Below are 12,449 nucleotides of genomic sequence, written 5' to 3'. Positions count from 1 at the left end.
CGCTCACGACGCGCCCGTGAAGATCGGGCCTTGCCCGCCCGGCACGAATGCGCGATGCGCGCTATCGCCGTTCGCGCCCGACGCGGGCGCCGGATCGCGCAACGTCACCGCCGTTTCGGGCGTGATCGGCACGCTCGGTTGCGCGAGCAGTTCGGTCTTGCGCATCGAGCCCGCCGACGTCCCGAAGTAATACCCGATGATGCTGATCCACGCGGTCCCGAGCGCGCCGACCACGACGTTCACGAGATCGCGATTCGCCTCGGGCAACGCGCGCAACGCCATCAGCAGCAGAATGCCGAAGAAGCCGCCGGTCACGGCCATCGCGAGGAACTTGGGCACCCAGTCCCTGTTCGCGATGCCCATTGCGCGCGCATCGGCGCGGTCGCCCGCCGAGATGCGCGCCATGTCCGCTTCGAACGACAGACGCGCCTGCGCCGCCGCCACCACGAGTTGTTGCAACTGCAACGAGTTCGCGTTTTCGGCCTGGCTGATCTTGTCGAGCGCGGCGGGATCGTTGAGCGCGGTCGCGACGATATCCGGATCGTTAGGCGTCCCGAGCGCATGGGAGATGATCGCGGCCGCCGTGCTGACGCCAAGCCCGACGGGCCCGCCGATGAGACCCGCGAGAAGAGGCGCCTTCGCGCCGATGGTTGCCGCCACTTTCGACCAGTCCATCATGCTGCTCCCAAAAGAAGATTCGTCGCCATGCGCTCGGTCCAGCCGCGGCTGAACGTCGGCCATGCGTGCAGGCCCTTCAGATAACGCAATCGATACGCAATGAAGCGCAGGACGAAGCGCATCGGATCGGCGGCTTTCACGGCATCGACGGTATCGGGGCCGAACTTGCCGTCTTCCTTTGCGCCCGATGCCTTCTGCATCCACAGCACGACGAGCCCGCCGTTGTAGTTGGCATCGAAGATCTGGAACGCGACGCGCGGATCGAATTCGTCGAGATGCAGCGGGTCCCAGTACTTCTGCTTCGCGATGCGCTTCGCGAGATCGAGCGGCAAGTCCTTCATCGCGCCCGCATAGCCATAGCCGCGTGCGACGCGCGCCGTCACGCCCCACATCGTTTCGCCGCCCGGGTCCGCCGGATGGAATGAGTAGCCGCCTTCGCTGCCGATCAGCGCTTCGAAGGCGTCGTCGAAGCTGTTCATGTCGATCTCCTTGGCGCCTGCGCGTGCCGCCGGAACCATCGTCGCGGCGCCGGAAGAAACGGGCCGGCGCGCGAGGCGTCGGCCCGGTCGCGTCAAACAGTGGCAGGCAGTCATGACGCGACGGCAGGCCTTATGCATCCGCCATGCCAGTCGCTGCATCGCGCGTGCGAAAGCCTTGTGTGGCAAGGCGCACAGAACGGGAGTAGCAGGCGCGCGGAGATGCGAACTGTCGTGCCAAGGCCAACGCTTTTTCGGCGCCGCTGTGCGGCTCGCGCAGACATCGCACGCTCATTCGACGCTCATTGTCCGCGCCTACGATGCAAGGCATCCGGGCGGCGCGGTCCTGATCGAAACCATCGCACTGCCTTTCATTGACGACGTTTCATCGAAGGAGAAATGCCATGCGCCACTATCCATCGGACAGTCCTCGCGCGGCCGCGCGCATCGTCGTGATGTCGCTGATCGCGGACGGGCATATCGGCAGCGCGGAAATCGAAGCGCTCGAACGGCGCGGCTTCTATGCGCGGCTCGGGCTTCATGCGGGCGAGTTGCACGACGTCGTGCGCGAGGTTTGCGAGGATCTCACGCGATGCTCGTATCTCACATGGGACGACGTGTGCCGCGTCGACCCGCATGTCGTGCATCAGCTCGCGCAGGACGTATCCGACGAGCGCGTGCGACGCGATGTGCTCACGCTGTGCGAATCGGCGGTGGTCGCGGATGGCGTCATGAGTTGCACGGAAGCCGCCGTGATCGATGCAGTGAAGCGCGCGTGGCGCATGCACTGAACCGCGCGAAACTCAACCGGAGACGACATCATGCAACAACACGTTCTCGTCGCAGTGGGACCGGATGGCAGCCATGCGGCGCTTGCGCTCGGCATCGCGCGGGCCCGCGAATGCAACGCGCGCCTCACGGCGCTTCATGTCGTGGACCGCGCGCCGTTCTGGGCGATATCGTCCGCGCAATACGACTTCGGCGTGGCGCTCGCGCAGGTCGACGACCTCGCGCGCGAAGTCGAGAAGCGCACGCTTCAGGCGATACGCGCGTCGAGCATCAACGGCATGTGCGTGACGATGGACCTGCCGGGCGGCACGACGCTCGCGCGCACGATCGCGCAGGCGGCGCGCGAGTTCGACGCGGATCTCATCGTGATAGGCCGCACGAAAGCCACGCACTGGCGTTTCTGGGAAGAACGCGTGGCCGATGCCGTGAGCCGCCACAGCAATCGCCGCGTGCTGATCGCATCGAACCGCGCGGGTAATGAAGCGAGCGTTGAAACAAAAGCGACACCGTTACGCTTTACCATCGTCGATTCGACGCAGCGCACAACCCCATCATTCAGTTCGAGAGGAAGCTCGCCATGCCGGATCGCATCATCAAACCGTCCCGACGCACCTTGCTGAAGGGCCTCGTTTCCGGCACGGGCCTCGCCCTGACAGGCGCGGGTCTCGCCGATGCCCTCGCGCAAGGCGTCGCGCCCGCCGTCGTCACCGCCGACAAGTTGCGTCCGCAACTACCCAGCGGCGTGATGAGCGGCGACGTCACCGCGACGAGCGGCATCGTCTGGAGCCGCACGGACCGGCCCGCGCGCATGATCGTCGAGTATTCGACGAGCGAAAGCTTCAGGACGATTCAACGGCGCATCGGACCGGCCGCGCTCGAAAGCAGTGGTTTCACGGCGCGCGTCGATCTGACCGGCCTGCCGCCCGGCGCCGATGTGTTCTATCGCGTGCGCTTCGCCGATCTCGTCGATGGCAAAGCCTACAGCGAGCCGGTGACGGGACGTCTGCGCACGGCATCGATCGAAGCGGAGAAGCCGATCTGCTTCGTATTTTCCGGCGATGAAGCGGGGCAGGGCTGGGGCATCAACGAGCGCTTCGGCGGCTATCGCATCTATGAAGCGATGCGTCGCGAAGCGCCGGATTTCTTCATCCATCAGGGCGATCAGATCTATGCGGACAGCGTGATCGAACCGGAAGTGAAGCTGCCCGACGGCACGATGTGGACGAACATCGTGACCGAAGGGAAGTCGCATGTCGCGCAGACGCTCGACGACTATCGCGCGGCGTTCGCCTATAACCAGCTCGATAAAAACAAGCGCCGCTTCGCAGCCGAAGTGCCGTTCCTCGTGCAATGGGACGATCACGAAGTGCGCAACAACTGGTATCCGGGACAAGTGATCGGCGAAGCGGAGAAGCGTTATCAGACGCGTTCGATCAACCTGCTCGAAGCGCGCGCGAAGCAGGCGATGTTCGAGTACAACCCGTATCGCATCAATCAGCTCGATCCGGAACAGGTGTATCGCGGCTTTCAGTTCGGGCCGCTGCTCGATGTGTTCATGCTCGACGAGCGTTCGTATCGCGGCGCGAACTCGCCGAACACGCAAACGCGTCTCGACGCGGATTCGGCATTTCTCGGCTCGCAGCAGACCGCGTGGCTGAAGGCATCGCTCAAGGCATCGCGCGCGACGTGGAAGGTGATTGCGAGCGACATGCCGATCTCGCTCGTCGTGCCCGATGCGAACCCCGATGTGCCCAAAGGCACCTTCGAGGCATGGGCCAACGCGGACAACGGCGCGCCGTCCGGCCGCGAACTGGAGCTTGCCGACATCCTGCGCTTCATTAAGCAGGAAGACATCAGGAACGTCGTGTGGATTACGGCGGACGTGCACTACGCGCAGGCGACGCACTACGATCCGTCGCGCGCGAAGTTCACGGAGTTCAAGCCGTTCTGGGAATTCGTCGGCGGGCCGATCAACGCGGGCACGTTCGGCCCGAACGATCTCGACATGACGTTCGGTCCCGAACTGCGCTATGTCAGCGTGCCGAAGGACAATCCGCAGAACCGTTCGCCCGCGGCCATGCAGCAGTTCTATGGCCGCGCGAAGATCGATCCCGCGAGCCGCGCGCTGACGGTCTCGCTGCACGACCTCAACGGCAAGTCGCTGTACGAAGTGAAGCTCGACGTCGAGGCGTGAGCGTCGCTTAAGCGGCGAGCTTCGCGGCCAGCTCGGCGACGTGCTTGCCCTGATAACGCGCGATATCGAGTTCGTTCTGCGATGGCTGACGGCTGCCGTCGGACGAAGCGAGCGTCGTCGCGCCGTAGGGCGTGCCGCCGGACACCTCGCTCATGTTCGTGAGTCCCGCGCACGCATACGGCACGCCGACGATCACCATGCCGTGATGCAGCAGCGTCGTATGGAACGATGTGATCGTGGTTTCCTGTCCGCCGTGTTGCGAAGCCGTCGATGAAAACACGCTGCCGATCTTGCCGACGAGCGCGCCTTTCACCCAGAGCCCGCCCGTCTGATCGAGAAACGTGCGCATCTGGCCGGCCATGTTGCCGAAGCGCGTCGGCGTGCCGAAGATGATCGCGTCGTAGTCGGCGAGTTCGTCGACGGTCGCGACCGGCGCCTGCTGATCGAGCTTCACGCCGATCTTCGCGGCCTGATCGGCGGGAATCGTTTCGGGCACGCGTTTGAGCGTGACTTCCGTGCCCGCGACGCCGCGCGCGCCTTCGGCTATCGCTTGCGCCATCGTTTCCACGTGGCCGTACATCGAATAATAGAGAACCAGTACTTTCGCCATGATGTGTCCTTGTGAGAGGGGCTTGTGCGCATTCAAAGATAGCACCGGCGAGTGCGTGCGCAAGGAACTGGCCTGCCCGCAAAAATGCGAAGCGTTCATGGACGCGCGCGTCTGCCTTCGACGACACTGCCCGAAACCCGAACCGGAGACGCACACGCCATGAACGGCCACGCCTTGCTCAGCGCGAATCTGCTCATCGCTTATTCGGCGTATTTCGTCGGCACCGCGAGTCCCGGGCCGAGCAATCTCGCGATCATGTCGATCGCGAGCACGTCCGGGCGGCGCGCGGCCTTCGCGTTCGCGGCGGGCGTGATGTCCGGCTCCTTCTTCTGGGCGATGCTCGCCGCGCTCGGCCTCTCCGCCGCGCTGACGGCGTACTCGGGCTTTCTCGTCGGCGTGAAGATCTGCGGCGGGCTGTATCTGTTGTGGCTCGCGTTCAAGTCGGGACGCGCGGCGTTGAAGCCGCCGCTGCGCGCTTCGTCGGCGGATGCGCAAGGGCAGAGCGCGCGCAGGCTCTACGCGCGCGGCGCACTTCTGCATCTCACGAATCCGAAAGCGATTCTCGTGTGGATGTCCGTGGCGGCGCTCGGATCGTCGGCGGGGGAAGGGCCGGGACACATGCTCGTCGTCGTCGCGGGGTGCCTCTGCATCGGCGTATGCGTGTTCGGCGGCTATGCCGCGCTCTTCTCGATGGCCTCCGCGCGGCGCATGCACAAACGCATCCAGCGCGGCCTCGATGCATGTCTCGCGCTCGTGTTCGGCGCGGCGGGCCTGCGTCTGCTCACTTCGCGCGTGTAGCGGATTTGCCGCACTTTCGCGGTTCGGCTTTGCATCCGGACGATCGGCGGCTACGCTCAAGCCAGACGTCCGAACAATCGCGAGAACGATGCCGACCGACGATTCTTCCCGAAGCGCCCGCCCGATCCCGCACGAAACCGCCGCAGCCGCGTTCGTCCACATCGTCCGCGACGCCTTCGCCGCGCTCGGGCGCGAACTCGTCGCGATCAGGCCGACGCCCGCCCGTGCGCTCTTCGCCACGCAGGCGATGCTTTCCGTCGGACTTGCCGTCGCGCTCGCCTACGCTTTCCATTTGAGCAACATCTGGTGGGCCGCGATCAGCGGCTTCGCGGTGATGCAGTCGAAATTCTCGGCGTGCGCGCAACGCGGCGTGCATCGCGTGGTCGGGACGATCGCCGGCGCGCTGATCGGCGCGGTCGCCGGGCCGATCATCGGCGACGTGCCGTGGCTCTTCGTGCCGCTGCTCGGGGCGATCGTCGGCATGTCGGTGTATCGGGCGCTCGTTTCCGATGCGGGCTACGCGTGGGTGCTCGGCGGCGTGACCTCGCTCATGGTCACGTTCGAGGCGCATCGGCTCGAATCCGCGGCGGCGACGGCGTCGTTTGCGCTCTTGCGCGTCGCCGAAGTGATGGTCGGGACGGCCGCGTGCGTGGCCGTGTCGGCGCTTGTGCATGCGGGCGTGCAGCACTATCGCAAGTCGCGCGGCGCGCCGCCGGTGCCGCGCGCGCAGGCGGCATCCACCGTGGATCGCGTCGATGGCGTCAACGCGCAAACCGTCACCGTCATTCCTTCCGATGCCGCCCGCGCCGTGCAGGCGCTCGACGCGACGCACCTCGCGCGCGCCGAGCAGACCGCGCTCGCGATGCGCAAGCGGCTCGCGTGGCAAGGCGCATGGTCGGTGATGATCCTCGCGGCGATCGCATATGCGTGGAATCTGCCCGGCTTCGCGCAGGCGATGGTGACGGCGGTTGCCGTGCTGATCTTGCCGACATCGGCGCTCGGCAAGCCGACGCGAAAGCCGATCGCCGAGCGCATGATTCAGCGTTTCATCGGCTGTCTGCTGGCGGGCGCGGCGAGTCTCGCGCTGTTGCCGCTACTCGGCGACAACGCGTTCGCCTGCATGATCGCGCTATGCGTGGGCGTGTGGATCGGCTGTCATGTGCAGACGGGCACGCAGGGCGCGAGCTATGTCGGACGGCAGTTCAGCATCGCGTTCATCATGGTGTTCGTGCAGGACCACCATTGGTCGTCGGACCCGATGCCCGCGCTGATGCGGCTCGAAGGCATTCTCGCGGGCATCGTGGTGTTGTCCGCGGTGATGGCCGTGGGCGCGGCGTGGGCCTCGAAACGGGGGCCGCACGCCGCGATGCGGTGAATCAGGCTTCTTCCGCCCAGGCGAGATTCTCGCGCGCCATCAACGCGCTCGAAGCGGCCGGGCCGAACGTTCCCGCCGTATAACCGCGCGGACGGTCGCCGAGTTCCTTCCAGCCGTTGAGAATCGGCTCCACCCACGTCCATGCCGCTTCCAGTTCGTCGCGCCGCATGAAGTGCGTGAGGCGGCCGCGAATCACGTCGATGAGCAAGCGCTCGTACGCTTCCGCGCGCCGCTGCGTCATGGCCTGCTGCAGGTCGAGATTGAGCGTGACGGGCTGCATGTGCATGCCGCTGCCGGGTTCCTTCGCCATCATCTGAAGTTGGATCGATTCTTCCGGCTGCAGCGTGATCGTCAGGCGGTTGCCGTAATGGCGCGGGCCTTCGGGGATGATCGAGAACGGCAGGTCCGCGAAGTCGATGACGATCTCCGAGCGGCGATTCTGCATGCGCTTGCCCGTGCGCAGGAAGAACGGCACGTTGGCCCAGCGCCAGTTGTTGATATGCGCGCGCAGCGCCACGAAGGTTTCCGCGCGGCTGTCGGCGGGCACGTTCTGCTCTTCGAGATAACCCTTCACCGCCTCGCCGCCGACCGCGCCCGCCGTGTACTGGCCGCGCACGGTGTCGCGTGCGATATCGGCGACGGTCATCGGCCGCAGCGACTTCAGCACCTTCAGCTTTTCGTCGCGCACGGCGTCCGGATCGAGCGAGACGGGCGGCTCCATCGCGACAATGCAAAGCAGTTGCAGCAAGTGGTTCTGCACCATGTCGCGCAATGCGCCGGTGTGATCGTAGAAGCCCGCGCGGCTGCCGACGCCCACCGTCTCCGACACCGTGATCTGCACGCTCTTGATGTACGGCGCCTGCCACAGCGGGCCGAAGATCGCGTTGCCGAAGCGCAGCACCATCAGGTTCTGCACGGTTTCCTTGCCGAGATAATGGTCGATGCGATAGATCTGCTCTTCCTTGAAGTGCTTGCCGACCGCATCGTTGATCGCGCGCGCCGATGCGAGATCGTGGCCGAGCGGCTTTTCAAGCACGACGCGGGCGTTTTCGTCGAGAATGCCGGCGTTATCGAGGTTGGTGCAGATCGTCACGAACAGTTCCGGCGACGTCGACAGATACAGCACGCGCTGCGAGCCAGGACGCACGGCCTGTGCGAGACGCTCGAAATCGCCAGGATTCTCGACGTCGATGCGCACGTAATCGAAGAGCGCGAGAAATTTGTCCCACGACTGGGCATCGAAAACCTTGGAATCGATGAAAGGGCGCGCCTGCTCTTCCATGAAATTCTTGAGGTAATCCTCGCGCGTCCAGTCCTTGCGGCCGATGGCGAGAATGCGCGTGTCCGCGGGCAGGTTGCAGTGCGTGTGCGCCATGTAGAGCGCCGGCAGCAGCTTGCGCGCCGCCAGGTCTCCGCCGCCGCCGAAGATGATCATGTCGAGCGGGCGTTCATTCACGGGAGAAGTTGGATTCGTCATGGTGCGTGAGCCGGTAAGGGTTCAGATAAGCCGAAAGCGCGGCGATCGAAGCGATCGTTCGAGACAGCTATGTTGCATGTTTTGCCGGCATTTTGCACGGCAGTCGTGCTAACGGCCGTTCGATTCGGCGAGCGATGGACGATTTGTCACCGAAGACGTGTTTGTTTAACGCGCTCAGCGCAACGATTCGTTCGCGCGCAGCGTCGTCACGGCGAGGTCGAGAAATGCGCGGACCTTCTGCGTGACGTGACGCCCTTCGCGATGCACGAGATGGATCGGCAGGGGCGGCGTCTCGAACTCCGGCAGCACGATTGCGAGACGCCCGTCGGCAACGTGTTGCGCGATCTGATACGACAGGAGCCGCGCGATGCCGAAATCCGCGAGCGCGGCGGCGATGGCCGAGTCGTTGGTGGTCGTCGTCAGGCGAGGATGCGAGCGCACGAGAAACTGCCGCTCGCCGTCGGAGAGACGCCATTCCGGGGGCGTCGACGAACCCGTCGACGCAATCACGACATGCTCCGCGAGATCGTCCGGATGACGTGGCGTGCCGTGCTTCGCGAGATAAGCGGGCGAGGCGCACAGCACGCGCCGCACGCGCCCGACGTTGATCGCCTGCAACGACGAGTCCGGCAATTGCGCGATCCGCACCGCCACGTCGATGCCTTCATCGACGAGATTCACCACGCGATCGACGAACCAGCAGCTTGCGTCCGCTTCGGGATAACGGCCCAGATAATCGAGGACGATCGGCGTGACGTGCAGGCGGCCGAACATCACCGGCGCGGTGATCGAAAGCAGTCCGCGCGGCGAGGAATGCGTGCCGGTCGCGGAAAGTTCGGCGTTATCGATTTCGCCGAGAATGCGGCGGCAGTCCTCGAAATAGCCGCTGCCGGCGTCGGTGAGACGCACGACGCGTGTGGTGCGCGTGAGCAGGCGCACGCCGAGATGTTCTTCGAGTTCCGTCACGACGCGGCTCACGACCGACGGCGACACGTCGAGCTTGCGCGCCGCCGATGCGAAGCCGCCGGTTTCGACCACCGTGACGAAGGTCGTCATTGCCTGTAAACGGTCCATGGGAAAGCACGAGACATGCAGGCTTGAGATGCCGTGCATTCTCACGGATATGCGCGCGGGGCACAATCGTTACAGATCGAGTTCGAGCGTGTCTCCTTCGGCGGCGGGCATCGCGCAGCAGATCAGCGCTTCGTCATCGCCGACATGAAACGCCGGCTCGCTTTCATACGACACCGCGCCTTTCGCGATGCGCGTCCGGCATGTGCCGCAAGTGCCGCCGCGGCAGTTGAACTCGGGCGACAGACCGCTCGCTTCGGCGAGTTCCAGCAAGGTGCCGCTGCCCGGCTGCCATTGCGCGCTCGCGCCCGACTTCAGGAATTCGATCTTCACGGACTCGGTCGCGGCGGGACGCATCGGCTTGACGTCGGCGCCGCGATCCGCCGTGCGCTTGAGCGCCGATGGACCGAACGCTTCCGCATGCACGCGCGCATCGGCGACATTGAGCGCGCGCAGGCCATCGTAGATCGACTGCATGAACGCGCCCGGCCCGCACAGATAGAAGTCGTAGTCGTTGAAGGGCAGACGGCTCGTCAGCAGATCGATGTCGATGCGCCCGGACACGTCGTAATCGCGGTCCATTTGCGCGCCGTTCGTGTCGCTGAGCACGCGGATCACGGTCACCGCGCCGCCCGCGCTCTGCGCGAGCGCATCGATTTCGCGCGAGAACGCGCGGCTCGCGAGCGAATGCGCCGACACGATCATCCACACCGGCCGCACGCGGCGCTTCCTCAAGCCTTCGTAGACGATGTGCCGCAACATCGCGAGCATCGGCGTGATGCCGACGCCCGCCGCCATCAGCACGGCGGGACGCTGCTCGAACGGATCGATCGTGAAGTCTCCGGCGGGCGCGCGCGCCTCGATGACGTCGCCCGCTTTCAGCGTGTCGTGCAGATGCGCCGACACGCGCCCGTCGCGCTTCACGCTGATGCGATACACGCCGTCCGACGGCGCGACCGACAGCGTGTACGTGCGAATCTGCGGTTTCGCCTCGCCCGGCAGCGTCACGCGCATCGGCAGATGCTGACCGGCCTTGTGCGGAACGATGCCCGCGCCATCGGCGGGTTCGAGATGGAACGAGCGGATCGCATCGCTTTCATCGACGATTCTGCTCACGCGAAACGCGCGCCACACGTTCGCGAGCGTGGCCGCCTTCAGGCGCTCGGCCACTTGCGTCCAGTCGCCGGTCATCAGCGAATTGGGCGATGCGCCGTCGCTGCGCGCTTTCCATCGCAAGGGCAGCGCCTCGGCGCGATACACGATGCGGCGCGGCGTGAAGCGCCACAGCCGTTCCGCGCCCTGAAATGCGGCGGTTTCGGGCGAGTCGAGCAGCACTTCCGCGTCGCCCGCGAGCTGCAGCATGTCGCCGGTTTCGAAGTCCGCGAACACGAGTCCCGCGCGAGCGTTCACGAGAATGTTGCCGAGCGTGTTGAAGAAGAGATTGCCGGCGAAATCGGGAATCGTGAGCGAGCCGTCGTCCGACAGACGCACGAAACCCGGTTTGCCGCCGCGATGCGACACGTCCACTTGCCGATGCCCGTCCTCGCGATCGAAATACGACGCGACGAAGAACGTATCCGCGTTCGCGATCATCGCTTTTGCGCGCGGCGAAAGGGCGTCGGATTCGAGCGGCTCGACCGGCGACGGCAAGGAAGGATCGCGCACGAACTCGAAATCGCGCAACTGGATGTACTGCGGGCAATTGCCGAAGCTCTGTTCGACGGCCACGTCGAACGCGAGGTTCGCGCCATCGCGATGAATCACGCCGTTCATGCGATTGCGGCGGCGCGTGTGCATTTCGATGCCGAGCAGGCCGATCGACGCGCCATCGCGCATGCCGGCGTCGGCGGGATCGAGCGGATCGCGGACGGGGCTCATCGACAGCGTTTTGGCATCGGTCGCGTGCATGAAGCCGGGATGCCCGGCGAGCAGCGTCGCCCATGGATCGCCGCGTTCATCGACGGAACCGGCCACGATGAACGGCAGTTGCCCGAAGAACTGGCGATGCTGATCCGGCATGTAATCGCGCACGACGCGCCGGCCGACGCCGTCCATGCGCTCGTCGACGCCGAAAGCCTTCTGAATGGCGAGTTCGCCGCGATGCCACGGCGAGGGCGTGGCGACCTGTTTGACATTGCCAAGCGCGGAAGCGGACATGATCGTATGCCTCTTCGATTCGGGCGCGGCGGCACGGCGCGAGCCGGCCGCCGCGCTCACTTTACGCCGCGAGACCCGCGGCCGTCTTTTGGAACGGAACGAAACCCTTCAGCGCTTCGACGCGCTTCAGCCACGCGTTCACGTTCGCGTAGGCGGAAAGGTCGACGTTGCCTTCGGGCGCGCTCGAGATATAGCTGTAGAGCGCGACATCCGCGATGGTCGGGTGCGCGGCGGCGGTCTCGTCGATATCGGCGATCCAGTCGCGATTCGCCAGTTCCGCGTCGAGCACCTTGAGGACGTTGTGCGCGCGGGCGATGACTTCGTTCGCGTCGAACTTCGCGCCGAACACGGTGATGAGACGCGCGGCGGCGGGACCGAACGCGATCTGCCCGGCCGCGACGGAGAGCCAGCGCTGCACGGCGGCGGCTTCGGCGGGCGTTTCGGGCAGCCACTTCGTGTTGCCGGCTTTTTTCGCGAGATAGACGAGGATCGCGTTCGAATCGGCGATGACCGTGTCGCCATCGACGAGCACGGGAATCTGGCCGAAGCGGTTCAGCTTCAGATAGTCGGGCGTCTTGTGCGCGGCGGCGGCGAGATCGACGAACGCTTCTTCGTGTTCGACGCCCAGCAGATTCAGGAAGAGACGCGCGCGGTGCGAGTGCCCGGACAGCGGATGGTGATAGATCTTCACGGCAGATTCCCTGATTCGGTTGATGGCCGGGAGACGTCCCGTCCTGTGAATCGAGTATCGGTTCTTGCCGTGATGAGGAGAATCCCGTCGATTTTCAAATCACCATTCTCGAAACGAGAATGGTGAGCGCGCT

Annotated in this window: 12 protein-coding genes; 5 read left to right on the top strand and 7 right to left on the bottom strand. The window is 65.2% G+C overall.

Features of this window, described 5'->3' with window-relative positions:
- Positions 1–3: 3 nt before the first annotated feature.
- Together BG60_RS18095 and BG60_RS18090 are read right to left on the bottom strand one after the other, a co-directional pair.
- A complete protein-coding gene (locus tag BG60_RS18095) occupies positions 4–675 on the bottom strand; it encodes a hypothetical protein (protein ID WP_008354239.1) in 672 nt (223 codons plus the stop codon).
- Positions 675–1,157 carry a glycoside hydrolase family 108 protein gene (locus BG60_RS18090; RefSeq protein ID WP_008354240.1) on the bottom strand — a complete coding sequence of 161 codons (483 nt, stop codon included), beginning with the start codon at positions 1,155–1,157 and terminating at the stop codon, positions 675–677. The genes BG60_RS18095 and BG60_RS18090 overlap by 1 nt, the downstream gene beginning before the upstream one ends.
- A gap of 401 nt (positions 1,158–1,558) precedes the next feature.
- Between BG60_RS18090 and BG60_RS18085 the strand changes: the two genes are divergently transcribed.
- From BG60_RS18085 to BG60_RS18075, 3 genes are read left to right on the top strand one after another with little or no spacing between them, the layout of a single operon-like run.
- Positions 1,559–1,945 (top strand): tellurite resistance TerB family protein, encoded by a 387-nt coding sequence (locus BG60_RS18085; RefSeq protein ID WP_008354241.1) that lies wholly within the window; start codon positions 1,559–1,561, stop codon positions 1,943–1,945.
- Between the two features lie 30 nt (positions 1,946–1,975).
- On the top strand, positions 1,976–2,563 hold the full coding sequence (locus BG60_RS18080) for a universal stress protein (protein ID WP_008354242.1): 588 nt from the start codon (positions 1,976–1,978) through the stop codon (positions 2,561–2,563).
- The gene (locus tag BG60_RS18075) at positions 2,521–4,137 is read left to right on the top strand and encodes an alkaline phosphatase D family protein (RefSeq protein ID WP_008354243.1); all 1,617 of its coding nucleotides are present in this window, start codon (positions 2,521–2,523) and stop codon (positions 4,135–4,137) included. Before BG60_RS18080 ends, BG60_RS18075 begins: the two co-directional genes overlap by 43 nt.
- Positions 4,138–4,144: 7 nt before the next feature.
- Here the strand turns inward: BG60_RS18075 and wrbA are convergent, their stop codons facing one another.
- The gene (gene wrbA / locus BG60_RS18070; RefSeq protein ID WP_008354244.1) at positions 4,145–4,747 is read right to left on the bottom strand and encodes an NAD(P)H:quinone oxidoreductase; all 603 of its coding nucleotides are present in this window, start codon (positions 4,745–4,747) and stop codon (positions 4,145–4,147) included.
- Positions 4,748–4,906: 159 nt separating this feature from the next.
- Between wrbA and BG60_RS18065 the strand changes: the two genes are divergently transcribed.
- Together BG60_RS18065 and BG60_RS18060 are read left to right on the top strand one after the other, a co-directional pair.
- Positions 4,907–5,545 (top strand): LysE family translocator, encoded by a 639-nt coding sequence (locus BG60_RS18065; RefSeq protein WP_008354245.1) that lies wholly within the window; start codon positions 4,907–4,909, stop codon positions 5,543–5,545.
- 88 nt (positions 5,546–5,633) lie between these two features.
- Complete coding sequence (locus tag BG60_RS18060) at positions 5,634–6,920, top strand: FUSC family protein (RefSeq protein ID WP_008354246.1); 1,287 nt, start codon at positions 5,634–5,636, stop codon at positions 6,918–6,920.
- A gap of 1 nt (position 6,921) precedes the next feature.
- On the opposite strand, the gene zwf is transcribed toward BG60_RS18060, so the two are convergent.
- The 4 genes from zwf to BG60_RS18040 all read right to left on the bottom strand — a co-directional run bounded on the left by zwf (position 6,922) and on the right by BG60_RS18040 (position 12,316).
- A complete protein-coding gene (gene zwf, locus BG60_RS18055) occupies positions 6,922–8,397 on the bottom strand; it encodes a glucose-6-phosphate dehydrogenase (RefSeq protein WP_033535836.1) in 1,476 nt (491 codons plus the stop codon).
- A 174-nt stretch (positions 8,398–8,571) separates the two neighbouring features.
- On the bottom strand, positions 8,572–9,471 hold the full coding sequence (locus BG60_RS18050; protein ID WP_008354248.1) for a LysR family transcriptional regulator: 900 nt from the start codon (positions 9,469–9,471) through the stop codon (positions 8,572–8,574).
- Positions 9,472–9,540: 69 nt separating this feature from the next.
- Positions 9,541–11,625 carry a 2Fe-2S iron-sulfur cluster-binding protein gene (locus BG60_RS18045; protein ID WP_034472280.1) on the bottom strand — a complete coding sequence of 695 codons (2,085 nt, stop codon included), beginning with the start codon at positions 11,623–11,625 and terminating at the stop codon, positions 9,541–9,543.
- A 61-nt stretch (positions 11,626–11,686) separates the two neighbouring features.
- On the bottom strand, positions 11,687–12,316 hold the full coding sequence (locus BG60_RS18040) for a glutathione S-transferase family protein (protein ID WP_008354250.1): 630 nt from the start codon (positions 12,314–12,316) through the stop codon (positions 11,687–11,689).
- Positions 12,317–12,449 lie beyond the last annotated feature (133 nt).

Source organism: Caballeronia zhejiangensis, from assembly GCF_000698575.1.
GTDB lineage: Bacteria > Pseudomonadota > Gammaproteobacteria > Burkholderiales > Burkholderiaceae > Caballeronia > Caballeronia zhejiangensis.
This window is presented reverse-complemented; position numbering and strand designations above follow the sequence as displayed.

Bases quoted from the DNA above. Each gene is read 5' to 3' on its own strand.
- zwf (WP_033535836.1), bottom strand. From the start codon at position 8,397: ATGACGAATCCAACTTCTCCCGTGAATGAACGCCCGCTCGACATGATC.
- BG60_RS18065 (WP_008354245.1), top strand. From the start codon at position 4,907: ATGAACGGCCACGCCTTGCTCAGCGCGAATCTGCTCATCGCTTATTCG.
- BG60_RS18045 (WP_034472280.1), bottom strand. From the start codon at position 11,625: ATGTCCGCTTCCGCGCTTGGCAATGTCAAACAGGTCGCCACGCCCTCG.
- BG60_RS18090 (WP_008354240.1), bottom strand. From the start codon at position 1,157: ATGAACAGCTTCGACGACGCCTTCGAAGCGCTGATCGGCAGCGAAGGC.
- BG60_RS18060 (WP_008354246.1), top strand. From the start codon at position 5,634: ATGCCGACCGACGATTCTTCCCGAAGCGCCCGCCCGATCCCGCACGAA.
- BG60_RS18085 (WP_008354241.1), top strand. From the start codon at position 1,559: ATGCGCCACTATCCATCGGACAGTCCTCGCGCGGCCGCGCGCATCGTC.
- BG60_RS18050 (WP_008354248.1), bottom strand. From the start codon at position 9,471: ATGGACCGTTTACAGGCAATGACGACCTTCGTCACGGTGGTCGAAACC.
- BG60_RS18075 (WP_008354243.1), top strand. From the start codon at position 2,521: ATGCCGGATCGCATCATCAAACCGTCCCGACGCACCTTGCTGAAGGGC.
- BG60_RS18080 (WP_008354242.1), top strand. From the start codon at position 1,976: ATGCAACAACACGTTCTCGTCGCAGTGGGACCGGATGGCAGCCATGCG.
- wrbA (WP_008354244.1), bottom strand. From the start codon at position 4,747: ATGGCGAAAGTACTGGTTCTCTATTATTCGATGTACGGCCACGTGGAA.
- BG60_RS18095 (WP_008354239.1), bottom strand. From the start codon at position 675: ATGGACTGGTCGAAAGTGGCGGCAACCATCGGCGCGAAGGCGCCTCTT.